The sequence below is a fragment of the Bacillus stratosphericus genome, from assembly GCF_020524495.1.
GTDB lineage: Bacteria > Bacillota > Bacilli > Bacillales > Bacillaceae > Bacillus > Bacillus stratosphericus_B.
In genome coordinates this window covers 160,355-178,768 of sequence record NZ_JAIVLB010000001.1, presented here as the reverse complement: position 1 = coordinate 178,768, position 18,414 = coordinate 160,355, and the positions used below count along the sequence as shown (strand labels likewise).

20 protein-coding genes are annotated in these 18,414 nt (G+C 40.8%); all 20 read left to right on the top strand.

All coding sequences use genetic code 11. The features are described 5' to 3' along the window. Positions 1–244: 244 nt before the first annotated feature. The 20 genes from LC033_RS00980 (at position 245) to hslU (ending at position 18,414) form a co-directional block, all read left to right on the top strand. The gene (locus LC033_RS00980; RefSeq protein WP_226566433.1) at positions 245–577 is read left to right on the top strand and encodes a putative DNA-binding protein; all 333 of its coding nucleotides are present in this window, start codon (positions 245–247) and stop codon (positions 575–577) included. A gap of 13 nt (positions 578–590) precedes the next feature. Then, entirely contained in the window at positions 591–1,931 is a 1,341-nt protein-coding gene (ffh, locus tag LC033_RS00975; RefSeq protein ID WP_226566432.1) for a signal recognition particle protein, read from the top strand. A gap of 105 nt (positions 1,932–2,036) precedes the next feature. Further along, positions 2,037–2,309, top strand: coding sequence for a 30S ribosomal protein S16 (gene rpsP / locus LC033_RS00970; protein WP_008344841.1), 273 nt, complete (start codon positions 2,037–2,039; stop codon positions 2,307–2,309). After that, positions 2,309–2,554, top strand: a complete 246-nt coding sequence (locus LC033_RS00965) for a KH domain-containing protein (RefSeq protein WP_226566431.1) — start codon at positions 2,309–2,311, stop codon at positions 2,552–2,554. The genes rpsP and LC033_RS00965 overlap by 1 nt, the downstream gene beginning before the upstream one ends. A 102-nt stretch (positions 2,555–2,656) precedes the next feature. Then, entirely contained in the window at positions 2,657–3,043 is a 387-nt protein-coding gene (locus LC033_RS00960; protein ID WP_226566430.1) for a YlqD family protein, read from the top strand. An 8-nt stretch (positions 3,044–3,051) separates the two neighbouring features. Further along, complete coding sequence (rimM, locus tag LC033_RS00955) at positions 3,052–3,576, top strand: ribosome maturation factor RimM (protein WP_226566429.1); 525 nt, start codon at positions 3,052–3,054, stop codon at positions 3,574–3,576. After that, positions 3,573–4,307 carry a tRNA (guanosine(37)-N1)-methyltransferase TrmD gene (gene trmD, locus LC033_RS00950; protein ID WP_226566428.1) on the top strand — a complete coding sequence of 245 codons (735 nt, stop codon included), beginning with the start codon at positions 3,573–3,575 and terminating at the stop codon, positions 4,305–4,307. Before rimM ends, trmD begins: the two co-directional genes overlap by 4 nt. Before the next feature lie 136 nt (positions 4,308–4,443). Further along, on the top strand, positions 4,444–4,791 hold the full coding sequence (gene rplS, locus LC033_RS00945; RefSeq protein WP_008354510.1) for a 50S ribosomal protein L19: 348 nt from the start codon (positions 4,444–4,446) through the stop codon (positions 4,789–4,791). Positions 4,792–4,880: 89 nt separating this feature from the next. Next, positions 4,881–5,729: a ribosome biogenesis GTPase YlqF gene (gene ylqF / locus LC033_RS00940; protein WP_226566427.1), complete on the top strand. Its 849-nt coding sequence runs from the start codon at positions 4,881–4,883 to the stop codon at positions 5,727–5,729. A gap of 76 nt (positions 5,730–5,805) precedes the next feature. Then, positions 5,806–6,570, top strand: coding sequence for a ribonuclease HII (gene rnhB, locus LC033_RS00935; protein WP_281430304.1), 765 nt, complete (start codon positions 5,806–5,808; stop codon positions 6,568–6,570). A 27-nt stretch (positions 6,571–6,597) separates the two neighbouring features. Beyond that, positions 6,598–8,322: a glycosyltransferase gene (locus tag LC033_RS00930; protein ID WP_226566426.1), complete on the top strand. Its 1,725-nt coding sequence runs from the start codon at positions 6,598–6,600 to the stop codon at positions 8,320–8,322. After that, positions 8,319–8,594, top strand: a complete 276-nt coding sequence (locus LC033_RS00925; protein ID WP_226566425.1) for a FlhB-like flagellar biosynthesis protein — start codon at positions 8,319–8,321, stop codon at positions 8,592–8,594. Before LC033_RS00930 ends, LC033_RS00925 begins: the two co-directional genes overlap by 4 nt. Positions 8,595–8,760: 166 nt before the next feature. Beyond that, the gene (gene sucC, locus LC033_RS00920) at positions 8,761–9,921 is read left to right on the top strand and encodes an ADP-forming succinate--CoA ligase subunit beta (protein WP_226566424.1); all 1,161 of its coding nucleotides are present in this window, start codon (positions 8,761–8,763) and stop codon (positions 9,919–9,921) included. 22 nt (positions 9,922–9,943) lie between these two features. After that, entirely contained in the window at positions 9,944–10,846 is a 903-nt protein-coding gene (gene sucD / locus LC033_RS00915; RefSeq protein WP_003212080.1) for a succinate--CoA ligase subunit alpha, read from the top strand. A 63-nt stretch (positions 10,847–10,909) separates the two neighbouring features. Further along, positions 10,910–11,812, top strand: a complete 903-nt coding sequence (gene dprA / locus LC033_RS00910) for a DNA-processing protein DprA (protein WP_226566423.1) — start codon at positions 10,910–10,912, stop codon at positions 11,810–11,812. 194 nt (positions 11,813–12,006) lie between these two features. Next, a complete protein-coding gene (topA, locus tag LC033_RS00905; RefSeq protein WP_226566422.1) occupies positions 12,007–14,082 on the top strand; it encodes a type I DNA topoisomerase in 2,076 nt (691 codons plus the stop codon). A 70-nt stretch (positions 14,083–14,152) separates the two neighbouring features. After that, positions 14,153–15,457 carry an FADH(2)-oxidizing methylenetetrahydrofolate--tRNA-(uracil(54)-C(5))-methyltransferase TrmFO gene (gene trmFO, locus LC033_RS00900; RefSeq protein ID WP_226566421.1) on the top strand — a complete coding sequence of 435 codons (1,305 nt, stop codon included), beginning with the start codon at positions 14,153–14,155 and terminating at the stop codon, positions 15,455–15,457. A 62-nt stretch (positions 15,458–15,519) separates the two neighbouring features. Further along, on the top strand, positions 15,520–16,437 hold the full coding sequence (gene xerC / locus LC033_RS00895) for a tyrosine recombinase XerC (RefSeq protein WP_226566420.1): 918 nt from the start codon (positions 15,520–15,522) through the stop codon (positions 16,435–16,437). 14 nt (positions 16,438–16,451) lie between these two features. Continuing rightward, positions 16,452–16,997: an ATP-dependent protease subunit HslV gene (gene hslV / locus LC033_RS00890; protein ID WP_226566419.1), complete on the top strand. Its 546-nt coding sequence runs from the start codon at positions 16,452–16,454 to the stop codon at positions 16,995–16,997. Between the two features lie 16 nt (positions 16,998–17,013). Further along, a complete protein-coding gene (gene hslU / locus LC033_RS00885) occupies positions 17,014–18,414 on the top strand; it encodes an ATP-dependent protease ATPase subunit HslU (protein WP_226566418.1) in 1,401 nt (466 codons plus the stop codon).

The following is an 18,414-nucleotide window of genomic DNA, read 5'->3' as shown; positions in this document are numbered from 1 at the left end:
GATAACTCACTCTTGTCCCCATAGAAAAAACACCTCCATGTTTTATTTCGGATCACAACGGTCCGTTTTCAAACTTGAAGGTGTTTTTTATTTGTCTCATCTTAGGGGGTCAGTCCCAAGTTGCTGGCATTTTTATTTACATGCTGTCTCATGAACTGACAAGATAAAAACTTGACACATAGATAAGAACCGTGTAAACTTAGTAGTTGTAAAGGGAATGAACTTAACAAAGGGGAGAGAGCCCATGACGCTTGAAAAGACAACGAGAATGAACTACTTGTTTGACTTCTATCAATCGTTGTTGACCGCAAAGCAAAAGAGCTACATGTCGCTTTACTACCTAGACGATTTTTCCCTCGGTGAAATTGCGGATGAATATGAGGTATCAAGACAGGCTGTTTATGATAATATTAAACGGACTGAAGCGATGCTTGAACAATATGAAGAAAAGCTGCTCTTATTTAAGAAATTTAAAGAGCGTAAAGAACTTCTCAAAAAAATGAGAGAGCTTGTAGCAGATTCCACGCAAAAGGAAAAAGCAGAAGCTTTAATTGAATCGCTTGAGAAATTAGATTAGGAGGCGGCACAGTATGGCATTTGAAGGATTAGCCGACCGACTGCAGCAGACGATTTCAAAAATCCGCGGCAAAGGAAAAGTGTCAGAGCAAGATGTAAAAGAAATGATGCGCGAGGTACGCCTTGCCCTTCTTGAAGCTGACGTCAATTTTAAAGTAGTCAAAGACTTTGTGAAAAAAGTAAGCGAGCGGGCAGCTGGACAAGAGGTCATGAAAAGCCTTACCCCTGGACAGCAGGTCATTAAAGTTGTAAAAGAAGAACTCACTGAATTAATGGGTGGAGAAGAAAGTAAAATCGCCGTGGCGAAAAAATCTCCAACAGTCATTATGATGGTGGGTCTTCAAGGGGCAGGTAAAACGACCACCACTGGGAAGCTTGCCAATTTACTTCGCAAAAAACATAATCGTAAACCGATGATGGTGGCTGCAGATATTTACAGACCAGCAGCTATCCAGCAGCTTCAAACGCTTGGGAAACAGCTTGATATGCCAGTGTTTTCGTTAGGTGATCAAGTAAGCCCAGTTGAAATTGCCAAACAGGCGATTGAAAAAGCGAAAGAAGAACACCACGATTATGTGATTTTAGATACAGCGGGACGTCTTCATATCGATCATGAATTGATGGATGAGCTACAGAAAGTAAAAGAAGTAGCAAATCCAGAAGAAATTTTCCTTGTTGTTGACTCCATGACAGGTCAAGATGCTGTCAATGTAGCAAAAAGCTTTAACGAACAGCTTGGCTTAACAGGTGTTGTTCTAACGAAACTAGACGGTGATACAAGAGGCGGGGCAGCACTTTCGATTCGAGCTGTTACAAATACGCCGATTAAATTTGCTGCACTAGGAGAAAAGCTTGATGCTCTTGAACCATTCCACCCAGAGCGGATGGCGTCAAGAATTCTTGGCATGGGAGATGTGCTCACGCTTATTGAAAAAGCACAGGCAAACGTAGACCAAGATAAGGCAAAAGAGCTTGAAAAAAAAATGCGGACAATGAGCTTCACGCTTGATGATTTCCTCGAGCAGCTTGGCCAAGTTCGCAATATGGGTCCACTTGATGAACTGATCCAAATGATGCCGGGAGCTGGTAAAATGAAAGGGCTCAAAAACGTTCAAGTAGACGAAAAGCAGCTCAATCATATCGAAGCGATCATTAAATCAATGACGACCGAAGAAAAAGAACAGCCAGAGGTCATTAATGCAAGCAGAAGAAAAAGGATTGCAAAGGGAAGCGGAACATCAGTACAGGAAGTCAATCGCCTTTTAAAGCAATTTGACGAAATGAAAAAGATGATGAAGCAAATGACCAACATGTCCAAAGGAAAGAAAAAAGGTTTTAAATTACCATTTATGTAATTGGTTATACATGATAAAACTGTTGTTAAGAAAAAACACTTTACAAACCCTTTTATCATTGTTAATATACTATTTTGTTGAAATATTCTCGGAGGTGCTAGTAAAATGGCAGTAAAAATTCGTTTAAAACGTATGGGAGCAAAAAAATCTCCTTTCTATCGTATTGTTGTAGCAGATTCTCGTTCACCACGTGACGGTCGTTTCATCGAAACAGTTGGAACTTACAACCCAGTGGTATCACCAGCTGAGGTGAAAATCAACGAAGAATTAGCGCTTAAATGGCTTCAAAATGGTGCGAAACCATCTGATACAGTCCGTAACCTTTTCTCAAGCCAAGGAATTCTTGAAAAATTTCATAATGCGAAAAACAGCAAATAATGAATAAGCTGTCCTTGGAAGAATTGATTGTGTCCATCGTTGAGCCACTTGTTGATTTCCCAGAAGATATTCACGTTTCTTCATTAGAAAAAGATGAGCAGGTGATATATACACTGTCTGTCAATGCCAAAGATACCGGAAAAGTGATCGGAAAGCAGGGGCGTACAGCAAAAGCGATACGAACAGTCATTTTTGCAGCAGGTGCAGAGTCTTCTAAGAAAGTTCAACTTGAGATTGCTGATTAAAAAGGGAGAGGGCATAGAACCTCCCCTTTTTTACACGTTCAAATCTATTTTTCGTTATATTGTAGAGGACAAATGCCTTCGGATAGGGGGACAAAAAGGAAGATGCAGATCATTCAACATGTCACCGTCATGCAAGTATTAACTGAAAGCAGTAAGGACAAACTGTTAACGACTTTTTTGGAGAAAAAAGAAAGACTAGAACGTGAATGCAATCAACTTTATTTTCAATTAAAGAAACACGAAAAAGAGTCACATCAGCAAGAGGCCATCCCTCAATTTCAAAAAGCCATTGATAAAAGGCAAGAGAAGATCAGACAAATTGATTTTCAAGTAGAGCAGCTACATATTTTGCCTCTTGGAAGTGAAATGAAAGAAACAGAAGTGGATGCACTGGTTGAAGTGAAAATAGGTGATAAATGGGATGACAAAATGCAAGATAATGTCATCGTTGTCAAAGACGGCATCATCGTTGAAATACGTCAGGGGTGATTGAGAACATGGAGCTAGATTGGTTGAATGTCGGAAAGGTTGTCAATACACATGGTGTGCGTGGTGAAGTTCGCGTTGTGTCAAAGACCGATTTTCCAGAAGAACGCTACAAAAAAGGAAGCGTCCTCTATATTTTTAAACAAGGTCAAAGGGAGCCGCTGAAGGTCACTGTAGCATCACATAGACAGCACAAACAGTTTGATTTGCTCACATTTGAAGAAGTGGGCTCATTAAATGAAGCAGAGCAACTAAAAGAATCAATCTTAAAAGTAGAAAAAGAACATCTTAGTTCATTAGATGAAGGGGAATTTTATTTTCACGAAATCATTGGCTGTAATGTGTATGATGAACAGGACAAACTAATCGGTCATATTAAAGAGATTTTAACCCCAGGGGCAAATGATGTCTGGGTGGTTGAAAGAAAAAGCAAAAAAGATGCCCTCATCCCTTATATTCCATCTGTCGTCAAAAAGATCGATATCTCATCCAAAACAGTACACATTGAAGTGATGGAAGGGCTCATTGACGAATGAAAATCGACTTTTTAACGCTATTCCCTGAAATGTTTGAAGGGGTGCTTCACTCATCGATCTTAAAAAAAGCTCAGGAGAAAGAAGCCGTCTCATTTGATGTTGTCAATTTTAGGGAGTATTCGGATCATAAGCATAAGACAGTGGATGACTATCCGTATGGAGGCGGTGCTGGCATGGTACTGAAAGCACAGCCTGTATTTGATGCGGTAGAAGATTTGACGAAGAAAGCGAGCAAGAAGCCCCGAATCATTCTTGTCTGTCCCCAAGGGGAGCGGTATACACAAAAAAAAGCAGAAGAGCTTGCAAAAGAAGAACATCTCATGTTCATTTGCGGCCACTATGAAGGCTACGATGAGCGCATCAGGGAGCATCTTGTTACAGATGAAATCTCAATCGGAGATTTTGTTCTCACAGGCGGAGAGCTGCCGGCGATGATGATTGCAGACAGTGTGGTAAGGCTTTTGCCTCATGTGCTTGGAAAAGAATCGTCTCATATCGAAGATTCATTTAGTACAGGTCTGCTTGAACACCCGCACTATACAAGACCAGCTGATTATAAAGGACTGAAAGTGCCGGATGTACTGCTCTCTGGAAATCATGCCAAAATAGAAGAGTGGCGGCGCAAAGAATCCTTGATGCGAACCTATACAAGACGTCCTGATTTGATTGATTCATGCAAAACATTAACGGAAGAAGAAAAAAGATGGCTTTGGCAGCTTCATAATGACTAGATTGTATTGCACACTGCATAGAGGTGTGGTATGATACTACTTGTGGCTTGGACGGCTTGCCGATTCAAGTTTGAAAACGATGTTCCGCTGCAGTGAAGAAAGAGGCATGAGCATCTGTTGGAAGGAGTTGAAAACGATGCAACATTTAATTGAAGAAATCACAAAAGAACAATTACGCACTGATCTTCCTGCGTTCCGTCCTGGTGACACTTTACGTGTACACGTTAAAGTTGTCGAGGGTACTCGTGAGCGTATTCAGATCTTTGAAGGTGTTGTAATTAAGCGTCGTGGTGGTGGAATCAGTGAAACTTTCACAGTTCGTAAGATTTCTTACGGTGTAGGCGTTGAGCGTACATTCCCTGTACACACACCAAAAATCGCTAAGATCGAAGTTGTACGTCACGGTAAGGTACGTCGTGCAAAACTTTACTACCTACGTGAACTTCGCGGTAAAGCGGCTCGTATCAAAGAAATTAGACGATAATGATATCAAAGGAAAGAGCTTGTTACCTGTAACAGGCTCTTTTTTGTACAATGTATAGAGACAACCGATAGAAGAGAGAAGGGGCACATATGACGATCCAATGGTTTCCAGGCCATATGGCAAAAGCAAGGCGAGAAGTCACAGAAAAATTAAAGCTCATCGACATCGTATTTGAATTAACGGATGCAAGAATTCCGATGTCCTCTAGAAACCCAATGATCGAAGAAATCCTTCAAAACAAACACAAAATCATGCTCTTAAACAAAGCAGACAAAGCAGATCCTCGTATGACAAAAGAGTGGCAGACTCATTTTGAAGAGCAAGGCGTTAAGTCACTTGCCATTAACTCTGTCGATGGACAAGGGTTAAATCAGATCATCACGACTTCAAAAGAAATCTTAAAAGAAAAATTCGATCGTATGGAAGCAAAAGGCGTCAAGCCGCGCGCGATTCGAGCGCTGATTATCGGAATTCCTAATGTCGGAAAATCGACTTTGATCAATCGATTAGCAAAGAAAAACATCGCCAAAACAGGAGATCGACCTGGTATTACCACATCACAGCAATGGGTGAAGGTGGGGAAAGAACTTGAACTGCTGGATACCCCTGGAATCCTCTGGCCGAAATTTGAAGATGAGCAAGTTGGACTCCGGTTAGCGGTAACTGGAGCAATCAAAGACTCAATCATAAACTTACAGGATGTCGCCGTGTATGCACTGCGTTTTCTAGAAGAGTACTACCCAGAGCGATTAAAAAAACGCTATGACTTAAAAGAAATACCTGAGGATACGGTTGAGCTGTTTGATGCAATTGGTACAAAGCGTGGCTGTTTGATGAGTGGAGGATTCATTAATTACGACAAAACCACCGAAATCATTATTCAGGATATCCGAACTGAAAAATTTGGTCCCCTCACTTTCGAGAAGCCTGAAAGCTAAAAGACACGCAGCTCATGCGGGTCTTTATTTTTTGTGAAAAACTGCCGATATAAAAAAGGAGGCTGCCGAAAAGTCGATGTACACCGTAAAACGAATGAAAGAACTCATGGAAGAGCACGCCCAGGACGAGTCATACATTCGTGAGCTTGTGAAAGATGATACAAGAAAAAGTGTCCAAAAGCTCATCGAAAAGTGGAGAAAAGAGAGAGAAAAGCAGCAAGAACTACATGCAGCATGGAATCAAATGCTGCAATTTGAAAACCAAGCAAAGGCGCAGGGATACACGTGTATTGCTGGTATAGATGAAGCAGGAAGAGGACCGCTGGCAGGTCCAGTTGTCGCAGCAGCTGTCATATTAAAAGAAGAGACTGTTCTGCTCGGTTTAAACGATTCAAAGCAATTATCTGAGAAAAAAAGGTTGGCCTATTATGATCTGATTCAACAGGAAGCACTTGATGTCGGAATCGGTATTGTTGATGCGGCCACGATTGATGAAATCAATATTTACGAAGCTTCAAGATTGGCAATGTTGAGAGCAGTGGAGCAGTTAACTCATATACCTGATTATCTACTCATAGATGCGATGACGCTCCCGCTTCCTACTCACCAGAAGAATATCATCAAAGGAGATGCAAAAAGTGCATCCATTGCAGCTGGTGCATGTATTGCAAAGGTGACAAGAGATCAGATGATGGAAGAATACGGACGCCAGTATCCTAAGTATCAATTTGAAAAGCATAAAGGATACGGGACCAAAGATCACCTGACAGCTATTCAAAAACATGGTGCTACCCCCATTCATCGATTATCGTTTGCACCAGTTAAATCCGTTATTTCATAAATTTTTGATACAAGGAGGCTACCTGGGATGACAAGAGTTGAAGACATACATACAGCACTGAACAGCCGATTAAATACAGCAGAATCTGTTCCGCTAAATACTGAAGGTAAGGAAAATGTGCACCGGTTAATTCTCGGCAAAGTACTCAAAATGCTTGGAGATGATACAGCGCTTGTTCAAATAGGCTCGACTAAAATAAAAGCCCAGATAGCGGCTCAGCTAAAGGCAGATGCATTCTATTGGTTCCAATTTGAACAAGTAGGTGGAGGCAGCCTCAATAAACTTAGGCCCGTTCAACAATTTGATCAAGACCCCAAGACGCTAAAGGATGCAGCAGCCAAATTATTAGAAGGTCTGTCACTTAAAAATGGGCTTGAAATAATGCTAACAGCTACAGCCTTCTTAAAAGAAAAATCGGTCATCAACGAAACAGAGTTGAAAACTGCAGTGAAATGGATCGAACAGCTTCAAGGAGTTGATGTCAAAAAAGGACTGCAGGCACTCCTATTTGCCTTAAAAAAAGATTTGCCGATTCAGCAAGGGGTGCTCCAGTCAATATTAGCAGTAAAATCATCTTCTGCTCTTCATCAGGATATGACAACGCTGCTAGATCGATTAACACAACTCCCGAAGCACTCAGGTGCCACACAAGCCCTTACACAAGCTATTCTGTCTGTAATAGACGCAGAGGCTAACGTCCATGCAGAAAAGCTCTTATCGGTGCTTCTAGCAGCGAAAGAAGGCCAAGTGAAGCAAGGAGGCAGTGTGCCAGCACCGCCTAATCTCAATTCGTCTCAGCAAACAGGGAATAACGAATCCTCAATTTTCCAAGGGCGGCAGACAGATCCAGCCAACCAGCAGTCACTAAGTCCAAAGCAGCTGAGTGTCCCCCTTCAGCAGATAGAACGAATATTGACAAGCATGACAAAGCAAGGTCCAGATGAACATCAGCAGCCAGATGTAAAGCAGATGACATCACTTATTCAAGGGCTCCAGCAGGTAGGATCTCAGTCTGATGCAAAGGCATCCGTGCTTCAAAAAGAATTTCCGTTCCTCTCAAAAACAGAGGCAAACGCATTCGCTCAGGTCATTCAGCAGACTGAACCAACATTAAGCAATAAAACAGACGTGCTTGATTTACTCATGACGATGAAAAAGGCGATAGGTGTACGCGATGAAATCGGTATGCTCAAACTACTGGAAAAAGCGAGCAAAGATGTGAAGAGTCAGGAGCTTCACCAATTAAAGCACGTCTTAAATGATGTGAGGCAGGCTGATTTACCAGAGCACGTAAAAAAAGAAGTGGATCAATTGTTTCATAGATTAAATGGACAGTTATTTGTGCAGCAAGAAAACCAAACCGTTAGTCAAATGATGGTCTCTTATCCTCTTTTCTCAAAACATAGTGTTCAAGATTTAACCTTTATTCTAAAAGGACACAAGAAAAAAGATGGTTCCATTGATATTTCTCAGTGTCGTTTAATGTTTTACTTAAACATGGAAAATCTTGAAGAAACATTAATAGAATGTACCATTCAGCAAAAGGTCATGGCGATTACAGTCGAGACCGCCTATGAACTGCAAGGGGCGATTAATCCAATGATTCCAGCTGTTCGAGAGAACTTAAATGCCCTAGGATACAGTTTAACGGGTATTACAGCAAAGAAGAGACAAGAGCCAATAGATCTGTCTCAATTTCTAGATGAACACTTTCATAAAATCAGCGAGAAAGGGCTGGACTTACGAGTATGAAGGATTCAAAACCGCTTAGAAGAGCGGTGGCTCTACATTACGATGAAGAAAAACAAAAGGCGCCAAAAGTCATCGCAACAGGAAGCGGTTATGTGGCTGATCATATTATTGAAGAAGCAAAAAAATCAGGAGTTCCCATCCAAGAAGACCCTAATTTAGTAGAGCTTATGCGGTACTTAACACTTGATGAGGAAATACCAGAAGCGTTATACGATACTGTAGCAGAAATATTTTCGTTTATCTATAAGTTAGATCAAAATATGAAAAAATAAGAGTTTTGCTGAAAAATTTTATATTTTTAATAAAATAAAAGTTTGGATGTTTAGAAGGATTTTACGATTTTACATAGAACCCTAGACATTCTCTTTTTTATTCTTTAAAATGAAAGCGCAGTCTATTTTATAATTTTTGTTTCTACTTATGTTGGGAGGATGGAAAATGAATATCCATGAGTACCAAGGAAAAGAAATCCTAAGAAAATATGGGGTTTCAGTTCCAAATGGTAAAGTAGCATTTACATCTGATGAAGCAGTCAAAGCATCAGAAGAGCTAGGAAGCTCTGTTTATGTCGTAAAAGCACAGATTCATGCAGGAGGCCGTGGTAAAGCAGGTGGGGTGAAAATTGCAAAAACAAAAGATGAGGTGAAAGGGTTTGCAGAGGAATTACTCGGCAAGACACTTGTCACACATCAAACAGGGCCTGAAGGGCGTGAAATAAAACGCTTACTTATTGAAGAAGGCTGTGATATTCAAAAGGAGTACTATGTTGGACTTGTTTTGGATAGAGCGACATCAAGAATTGTCTTAATGGCTTCTGAAGAAGGCGGTACAGAAATTGAAGAAGTAGCAGAAAAAACGCCAGAAAAAATCGTGAAAGTGGTTATCGACCCAGCGATTGGTCTTCAAGCCTATCAGGCAAGAGAAGTCGCGTTTAAGATTAATATTCCAACAAAATTAGTTGGCCAAGCTGTTAAGTTTATGACAAGTCTTTACAATGCGTTTATTGAAAAAGACTGTTCAATTGCTGAGATCAATCCACTTGTTGTAACAGGCGATGGTAAAGTCATGGCACTTGATGCAAAATTAAACTTTGATAGCAACGCCTTATATAGACAAAAAGATATTCTAGAATACCGTGATCTTGATGAAGAGGATCCGAAGGAAATTGAAGCAACTAAATATGATCTAAGCTACATTTCTCTAGATGGCAATATTGGCTGTATGGTCAATGGAGCAGGTCTTGCGATGTCTACGATGGATATCATCAAACATTACGGGGGAGACCCTGCGAACTTCTTAGATGTTGGCGGCGGCGCAACTGCTGAAAAAGTAACGGAAGCATTTAAAATCATTTTATCAGATCAAAATGTTAAAGGGATTTTCGTAAACATTTTTGGCGGCATCATGAAATGTGATGTTATTGCAGAAGGTGTTGTTGAAGCCACGAAACAAGTCGGCTTAACATTACCGCTCGTTGTACGTCTTGAAGGAACTAACGTTGAATTAGGGAAGAAAATCCTGAGTGATTCAGGCTTAAATATCACTTCTGCTGAGTCTATGGCTGACGGGGCAGAAAAGATTGTATCTTTAGTCAAGTAGAGCAGAAAGGCAGGGGACCTAAATGAGTGTATTTATTAATAAAAATACGAGAGTAATTGTTCAGGGAATTACCGGTTCAACCGCATTGTTCCATACAAAACAAATGATTGAGTACGGAACAAATATTGTTGGCGGTGTCACACCTGGAAAAGGTGGAACTGAAGTAGAAGGAGTTCCTGTATTTAATACTGTATCTGAAGCAGTACAGACAACGGGAGCAAACGCTTCTGTTATCTATGTACCTGCACCATTTGCAGCAGATGCCATTTTAGAGGCAGTGGATGCAGAAGTGGATCTTGTCATTTGTATTACTGAACATATTCCAGTTCTTGATATGGTTAAAGTAAAACGGTATATGGAAGGCAAGAAAACAAGACTTGTTGGGCCAAATTGCCCAGGTGTGATTACACCTGAAGAATGTAAGATTGGCATTATGCCTGGCTACATTCATAAAAAAGGCCATGTTGGTGTTGTTTCACGCTCTGGAACGCTTACATATGAAGCGGTACATCAGCTTTCAGAGGCTGGCGTTGGACAATCGACAGCTGTAGGAATCGGTGGAGACCCAGTAAACGGGACGAACTTTATTGATGTATTAAAGGCCTTTAATGAAGATCCTGATACGCATGCTGTCATTATGATCGGTGAAATTGGCGGTACGGCTGAAGAAGAAGCAGCTGAATGGGTGAAAGCAAATATGACCAAACCAGTTGTTGGCTTTATTGGCGGTAAGACGGCGCCTCCAGGAAAACGTATGGGACATGCTGGTGCCATTATTTCTGGTGGTAAAGGAACAGCTGATGAAAAAGTGAAAACAATGCGTGAATGTGGAATTGAAGTGGCAGAGACACCATCTGTCATGGGAGAAACCTTAATTAAAGTGTTAAAGGAGAAAAATCTCTTCGAAGCTTGTAAAACGCATTAATGACACAAGAAGACTTGTTCTGTGACAAGTCTTCTTCTTTCTATCTTAAATTGGAGGAATGGTATGTACAACGTGTCTGAAAGAATGATTTTTCACCGCTTAAAAGGCCTCATCTCACCCTCTTTGTTAACAAAATGGTGGAAAGTCGATCCTGAATTATATATAAATGAAGAAACACAACATTTCACACAGGATCGATCCTTACAAACGATTGACTTTATCCGCTTAAAACAAGCTGAAGAAAATGAATTCCCCATTTTTCAACACATCGTTCAAGCCTATTTAAAGCAAAACATTCACATGATTCCCATCACATCACCCTTATATCCCAGCACACTTAAAAACATTTATGATCCTCCCCCCGTGTTATTTCTAAAAGGAAACATATCATATTTAAATGAAGAAAAAAGTTTAGGTGTAGTAGGTACGCGTGTGCCATCGTCTTACGGAGAAGCATGTGTGAAAAAATTTGTTGGTGAACTTGTAAAGGAAAACTGGATAATTGTCAGTGGCTTGGCAAAAGGAATCGATGGACTTGCACACAAGGAGTGCATCAGAAAACAAGGGAAAACCATTGGTGTTGTGGCTGGTGGCTTTCAGCATGTATATCCAAAGGAACATGTGCAAATGGCTCAATACATGGGAGAGCATCATTTGCTTTTGTCAGAACACCCGCCTTATATCAAACCAGAAAAGTGGCACTTTCCCATGAGAAATCGTTTGATTAGTGCACTAACAAAAGGAACCATCGTGATCCAGTGCAAAGAAAAGAGCGGTTCTTTGATTACAGCATACCAAGCACTTGAGCAGGGAAAAGAAGTGTTTGCTGTTGCAGGATCAATCTTTGACTCTAATTCCACAGGTCCTGCAAGACTCATTCAGGAGGGGGCAAAGCTTGTGCATTCGACAAAGGATATTTTAGAGGAATTCTCCTTTCATGGCGTTCAATATACTGAACTCTCATAAAAATATCGTTTGACAAAAGACATAGGAATATTTAATAATAGTGAGGATTTAAGTTTACACTTTGTTTTTCGTGTTTATAATGATGTTCATCATAAAGAATTTTTTAACGATTGCCTGTTAGATACGTGCAATTAACATAAACATGAATTTTGAAATGGATAAAGAGAGAACACCTCTTAAGGGGGATTTTGAGTATGGCTGATTATTTAGTCATCGTTGAGTCGCCAGCAAAGGCGAAAACGATAGAGCGTTATTTAGGAAAAAAGTATAAAGTAAAGGCTTCAATGGGGCATGTAAGGGATTTACCGAAAAGTCAGCTAGGTGTTGACACTGAGCATGACTTCGAACCGAGATATATTACGATTCGCGGGAAAGGTCCAGTTTTAAAGGAATTAAAAACAGCGGCGAAAAAAGCAAAGAAGGTTTATCTCGCAGCTGACCCTGATAGAGAGGGAGAAGCGATTGCTTGGCATTTAGCACACAGCCTTGACCTTGATCTCTCTTCAGATTGCCGGGTTGTTTTTAACGAGATTACAAAAGATGCGATTAAAGATTCTTTTAAGCATCCACGTATGATCAATATGGACTTGGTTGATGCGCAGCAGGCAAGACGGATTTTAGATCGTCTTGTTGGGTATAAAATCAGCCCAATTTTATGGAAAAAAGTCAAAAAGGGATTAAGTGCTGGGCGTGTTCAATCTGTTGCACTCCGCTTGATAATTGATCGCGAGAAAGAAATTAATGAATTCAAACCAGAGGAATACTGGACAATTGATGGTACGTTCTTAAAAGGAAAAGAATCCTTCGAGGCTAGTTTCTTTGGTGTCAATGGCAAAAAACACCCACTGAAAACAAAAGAAGATGTAAAAGAAATCCTTTCGAAACTAAAGGGAAGCAAGTTCTCTGTAGAAAAAGTCACGAAGAAAGAGCGTAAACGCAATCCGGCTGTTCCATTTACGACATCCACCTTGCAGCAAGAGGCTGCAAGAAAACTAAACTTCCGTGCGAAAAAAACCATGATGATTGCGCAGCAATTATATGAAGGAATTGATCTTGGTAAAGAGGGTACAGTAGGACTCATTACATATATGAGAACGGACTCAACGCGTATTTCAAATACCGCAATTGAAGAAGTATCTGCTTTCATTGATCAAACGTACGGCAAGAATTTCTTAAGTACAACCAAGCGTACTGCCAAAAAGAACGAGAATGCACAAGATGCTCACGAAGCCATTCGACCGACTTCTACGCTTAGAAAACCAGCAGATGTCAAACACGTGCTAAGTAGAGATCAGCTTCGTCTTTATAAATTGATTTGGGAACGATTTGTGGCAAGCCAAATGGCGCCAGCTGTTCTTGATACAATGAGTCTGGATCTTGAAAATAACGACCTTACTTTCCGTGCAAATGGGAGTAAGGTGAAATTCCCTGGGTTTATGAAGGTATATGTGGAAGGAAAGGACGATCAGCTAGAAGAAAAGGACAAAATGCTTCCTGATCTAAAAGAGGGTGACACAGTTCTTTCAAAAGATATCGAGCCTGAACAGCACTTCACGCAGCCACCTCCGCGCTACACAGAGGCAAGGCTTGTCAAAACACTTGAAGAGCTCGGTATAGGCCGTCCATCTACGTATGCACCGACTTTAGATACCATTCAAAAACGCGGCTATGTCGCACTTGATAACAAACGATTTACCCCAACAGAGCTTGGGGAAATTGTACTCAACTTAATTATTGAATTCTTTCCTGAAATCATTAACGTGGAATTCACGGCGAAAATGGAAAAAGAACTTGATAGCGTTGAAGAAGGTACGATTGAATGGGTTCGTATTATCGACAGCTTCTATCAAGACTTTGCAAAACGGGTAGAAAAAGCTGAAGCAGAGATGCAAGAAGTAGAAATTGAACCCGAATACGCCGGGGTTGATTGTGAAGAATGTGGTCATCCGATGGTTTACAAAATGGGGAGATACGGTAAGTTCATGGCTTGCTCTAATTTTCCAGATTGTCGGAATACAAAACCAATCGTTAAAGATATCGGTGTCAAATGCCCAACATGTCACGAAGGAAACATTGTTGAAAGAAAATCAAAGAAACGCCGGATTTTTTATGGCTGTGATCGTTTTCCAGAGTGTGAATTCGTTTCTTGGGACAAACCAATTGAAAGAAAGTGTCCAAAATGCGAAAATATGCTTGTAGAGAAAAAACTGAAAAAAGGCGTTCAAGTTCAATGTGTGAATTGTGATTATAAAGAGGAACAACAAAAATAGCGGTGAGCAGCCTTGTTCACCTGCTTTTTTATGTCATCAAACAGAACTGACGAAATAGGAGAGTTGTACAATGAGTCAATTTGTAAATGTGATCGGAGCAGGGTTAGCAGGAAGTGAAGCTGCATGGCAAATTGCCAAGCGCGGGATTAAAGTCAATCTGTATGAAATGAGACCTGTCAAACAAACGCCAGCTCATCACACAGATAAATTTGCAGAGCTCGTTTGCAGTAATTCATTGCGCGCGAACGCTTTGACAAATGCAGTAGGTGTATTAAAGGAAGAAATGCGTCATTTAGATTCGGCAATTATTGCAGCAGCGGATGAAAGCTCAGTTCCTGCTGGCGGAGCGCTTGCAGTAGATCGTCATGAATTTGCAGCAAACGTCACAGACTGCGTGAAAAATCACTCGAATGTCACCGTCTTTCAAGAGGAAGTACAGAGCATTCCAGAAGGACCAACAATCATCGCAACTGGTCCACTGACTTCAGAAGCTCTTTCAAAAGAATTAAAATCTTTAACAGGTGAAGAGTATCTTTATTTCTACGATGCAGCGGCACCAATATTAGAGAAAGATAGCATAGATATGAATAAAGTGTACTTGAAATCACGCTATGATAAAGGGGAAGCTGCTTATTTAAACTGCCCAATGACAGAAGAGGAATTCGATCGTTTTTACGATGCGTTAATTTCTGCTGAAACTGTACCATTAAAAGAGTTCGAAAAAGAAATCTTCTTTGAAGGCTGTATGCCAATTGAAGTCATGGCGAAAAGAGGAAAGAAAACCATGCTGTTTGGCCCGATGAAACCAGTAGGGCTTGAAGATCCGAAGACAGGGAAAAGACCTTACGCTGTTGTCCAATTAAGACAGGATGATGCAGCGGGTACTTTATATAACATCGTTGGTTTCCAAACACATCTGAAGTGGGGCGATCAAAAAGAAGTGTTCCGTCTGATTCCAGGTCTTGAGCAAGCAGAGATTGTTCGTTATGGTGTGATGCACCGTAATACATTTATCAACTCGCCAAGCCTGTTAAAACCTACTTATCAGTTTAAAAACAGAGATGATCTATTCTTTGCCGGACAAATGACAGGCGTTGAAGGCTATGTTGAATCTGCTGCTTCAGGATTAGTGGCAGGGATTAATGCGGCTCGTTTTGTTAAAGAAGAAGAGCTTGTCACACTTCCTGTGGAAACGGTGATAGGCAGTATGGCTCACTACATCACGTCAACAAACAAGAAAAGCTTCCAGCCGATGAATGCAAACTTTGGTTTGCTGAAAGATCTTGGCGTTCGAATAAAAAACAAACAAGAACGGTATGCAGAGTACGCTAAGCGCGCAATCGAAACTATTCAAACTATTAAGAAACCTCTGTAGTAAAACATTGCACGAAAAGCAAGATGTGTGATACCATTTAAAAGCCTTAAAGAGGTGTAAAAATGACGAATAAACAGCGTCTTGTCCACTTATTCATTGAATATTTACAAATTGAAAAAAACTATTCAGCTTTAACCATCTCCGGATATACAGAAGCCATTGAAGAGTTTGTCAGATTTATGAACATTCAAGGAATAAACGGTTTTAAAGAGGTATCCTATCAAGATACGAGAATTTATTTAACAGAAGCTTATGAAAAAGGCCTTACAAGAAGAACGATTAGTAAGAAAATCTCTGCGCTTCGCAGCTTTTATAAATTTTTATTAAGAGAACAGCTTGTGAAAGAAAATCCTTTTTTACTCGTTAGCTTACCAAAGCAAGATAAGCGAATTCCTTCATTTTTGTATGAAGAGGAACTAAAAGAGCTTTTTACAGTTTCTGATTTAAGCACAACGCTTGGACAAAGAAATCAAGCCATTTTAGAACTTCTTTATGCAACAGGTATGAGGGTCAGTGAGTTATGTTCATTAAAAGAATCTGATCTTGATTTATCGATGGATACAGTGCTTGTTCATGGGAAAGGTAGCAAACAGCGGTATGTTCCTTTCGGGTCTTACGCACATGAAGCACTGGCCCCTTATTTAGACGATGGAAGGCAGAAGCTGATAGCTAAGGGGAAAAACCGTGCTGAGACGCATGTGTTTTTAAATCAGCGAGGAGCTCCTCTTACAGATCGAGGCGTTCGATTCATTCTAACTGAATTAATGAAAAAGACGTCAGTCACATTACATATCCATCCTCACATGTTAAGGCACACCTTTGCCACACACCTCTTAAACGAGGGGGCGGATTTGAGAAGTGTTCAAGAACTTCTGGGGCATTCAAATTTATCATCAACACAGGTGTATACACATGTATCAAAAGATTCTTTAAGAAAAACGTACATGTCTCATCACCCAAGGGCTTTTAAACGATCCTAAAAGGAGGTTTTTTAATGTCATCATTTCATGCAACAACCATCTTTTCCGTTCAACATAAAGGAAAAAGTGCAATGGCTGGCGACGGTCAAGTCACTTTCGGGCAGGCAGTCGTGATGAAACACACAGCAAAAAAAGTACGTCGTCTTTTCGGAGGCAAGGTACTGGCAGGGTTTGCAGGATCCGTAGCAGATGCATTTACACTCTTTGAAAAGTTTGAAACAAAGCTTGAAGAATATGGTGGTAATTTAAAGCGAGCAGCTGTAGAACTGGCGAAAGAATGGCGAAGTGACAAAATGCTCAGACAGCTTGAGGCAATGCTCATTGTCATGAACAAAGAAAGCATCTTGCTCGTATCTGGAACAGGAGAGGTCATCGAGCCAGATGATGGCATTTTGGCCATCGGTTCAGGCGGAAACTATGCACTTAGCGCCGGGAGAGCACTCAAGAAACATGCAGGTGATCACCTCTCAGCTAGAGAGATTGCAAAGGCTGCTCTTGAAACGGCCGGAGAAATCTGTGTCTACACGAACGATCAAATCACTTTAGAAGAGCTTGAATAGAAAGGACATGAGACGTATGGAGAAAAAGCCGTTCACCCCAAGAGAGATAGTTGAAAAGCTTGATCAATACATCATTGGTCAGCTTGATGCGAAAAAAGCAGTGGCGGTGGCTTTACGAAACCGTTACAGAAGAAGTCTTTTACATGATAAGCTAAAGGATGAAGTCGTTCCTAAAAACATTTTAATGATTGGCCCAACAGGTGTGGGAAAAACAGAAATTGCCCGCAGAATTGCACGACTTTCTGGAGCGCCTTTTATTAAGGTGGAAGCGACGAAGTTTACTGAAGTCGGATATGTCGGTCGTGACGTAGAATCGATGGTCAGAGATTTAGTTGAGACAGCGATCAGACTTGTCAAAGAAGAAAAGATGAAAGATGTTCAAGAAGAAGCAGAGAGACAAGCGAACAAACGTCTTGTTCATTTACTGGTCCCTGGTAGGAAAAAAAGCCAGTCTGTGAAAAATCCATTTGAGATGCTGTTTGGCAGTTCTGATGCAGATGACCGTGATCAAGATGACTCAAATGAAGAAGTAGAGCTTGAATCGACAAGAAAACGTATTGCACACCAGCTGGCTATGGGCGAACTTGAAGACCATGACGTCACGATAGAAGTGGAAGAGCAGCAACCTTCCATGTTTGATATGCTTCAAGGCTCGGGTATGGAGCAAATGGGTATAAACATGCAGGATGCGCTCAGCAATCTCATGCCTAAAAAGAAAAAACGCAGAAAGCTGACCGTCAGAGAAGCAAGAAAGGCGTTAACTGCTGAGGAAGCGTCAAAACTGATTGATATGGATGAAGTCAGTCAGGAAGCTGTCCAAAAAGCAGAGCAGCAAGGGATTATTTTTATCGATGAAATCGATAAAATTGCCAAAAGTGGTGGAGCATCATCCGCAGATGTTTCTCGTGAAGGGGTACAGCGCGATATTTTACCGATTGTAGAAGGTTCAACTGTGATGACGAAATATGGGTCAGTGAAAACGGATCATGTGCTTTTTGTAGCAGCAGGTGCATTTCATATGGCGAAACCCTCAGATTTGATTCCGGAGCTTCAGGGGCGCTTCCCAATCCGTGTAGAATTAGATAAATTAAGTATAGAAGACTTTGTGAAAATCTTAACGGAACCAGATAATGCGTTATTAAAGCAATATAAGGCTTTACTTGAAACGGAAGGTATATCTCTTGAATTTTCTGACGATGCTATTCATAAGATTGCCGAAGTGGCATATCATGTCAATCAGGAGACGGATAACATCGGTGCAAGAAGGCTTCATACCATACTTGAAAAGCTGCTTGAAGAGCTTTCATTTGAGGCGTCCGATATTACAATGGAAACAGTGACCATTACCCCTCAGTATGTAGAAGAGAAGCTAGGAAAGATTGCAAATAACAAAGACTTAAGTCAATTTATACTTTAA

Bases quoted from the DNA above. Each gene is read 5' to 3' on its own strand.
- LC033_RS00980 (WP_226566433.1), top strand. From the start codon at position 245: ATGACGCTTGAAAAGACAACGAGAATGAACTACTTGTTTGACTTCTAT.
- ffh (WP_226566432.1), top strand. From the start codon at position 591: ATGGCATTTGAAGGATTAGCCGACCGACTGCAGCAGACGATTTCAAAA.
- rpsP (WP_008344841.1), top strand. From the start codon at position 2,037: ATGGCAGTAAAAATTCGTTTAAAACGTATGGGAGCAAAAAAATCTCCT.
- LC033_RS00965 (WP_226566431.1), top strand. From the start codon at position 2,309: ATGAATAAGCTGTCCTTGGAAGAATTGATTGTGTCCATCGTTGAGCCA.
- LC033_RS00960 (WP_226566430.1), top strand. From the start codon at position 2,657: ATGCAGATCATTCAACATGTCACCGTCATGCAAGTATTAACTGAAAGC.
- rimM (WP_226566429.1), top strand. From the start codon at position 3,052: ATGGAGCTAGATTGGTTGAATGTCGGAAAGGTTGTCAATACACATGGT.
- trmD (WP_226566428.1), top strand. From the start codon at position 3,573: ATGAAAATCGACTTTTTAACGCTATTCCCTGAAATGTTTGAAGGGGTG.
- rplS (WP_008354510.1), top strand. From the start codon at position 4,444: ATGCAACATTTAATTGAAGAAATCACAAAAGAACAATTACGCACTGAT.
- ylqF (WP_226566427.1), top strand. From the start codon at position 4,881: ATGACGATCCAATGGTTTCCAGGCCATATGGCAAAAGCAAGGCGAGAA.
- rnhB (WP_281430304.1), top strand. From the start codon at position 5,806: ATGTACACCGTAAAACGAATGAAAGAACTCATGGAAGAGCACGCCCAG.
- LC033_RS00930 (WP_226566426.1), top strand. From the start codon at position 6,598: ATGACAAGAGTTGAAGACATACATACAGCACTGAACAGCCGATTAAAT.
- LC033_RS00925 (WP_226566425.1), top strand. From the start codon at position 8,319: ATGAAGGATTCAAAACCGCTTAGAAGAGCGGTGGCTCTACATTACGAT.
- sucC (WP_226566424.1), top strand. From the start codon at position 8,761: ATGAATATCCATGAGTACCAAGGAAAAGAAATCCTAAGAAAATATGGG.
- sucD (WP_003212080.1), top strand. From the start codon at position 9,944: ATGAGTGTATTTATTAATAAAAATACGAGAGTAATTGTTCAGGGAATT.
- dprA (WP_226566423.1), top strand. From the start codon at position 10,910: ATGTACAACGTGTCTGAAAGAATGATTTTTCACCGCTTAAAAGGCCTC.
- topA (WP_226566422.1), top strand. From the start codon at position 12,007: ATGGCTGATTATTTAGTCATCGTTGAGTCGCCAGCAAAGGCGAAAACG.
- trmFO (WP_226566421.1), top strand. From the start codon at position 14,153: ATGAGTCAATTTGTAAATGTGATCGGAGCAGGGTTAGCAGGAAGTGAA.
- xerC (WP_226566420.1), top strand. From the start codon at position 15,520: ATGACGAATAAACAGCGTCTTGTCCACTTATTCATTGAATATTTACAA.
- hslV (WP_226566419.1), top strand. From the start codon at position 16,452: ATGTCATCATTTCATGCAACAACCATCTTTTCCGTTCAACATAAAGGA.
- hslU (WP_226566418.1), top strand. From the start codon at position 17,014: ATGGAGAAAAAGCCGTTCACCCCAAGAGAGATAGTTGAAAAGCTTGAT.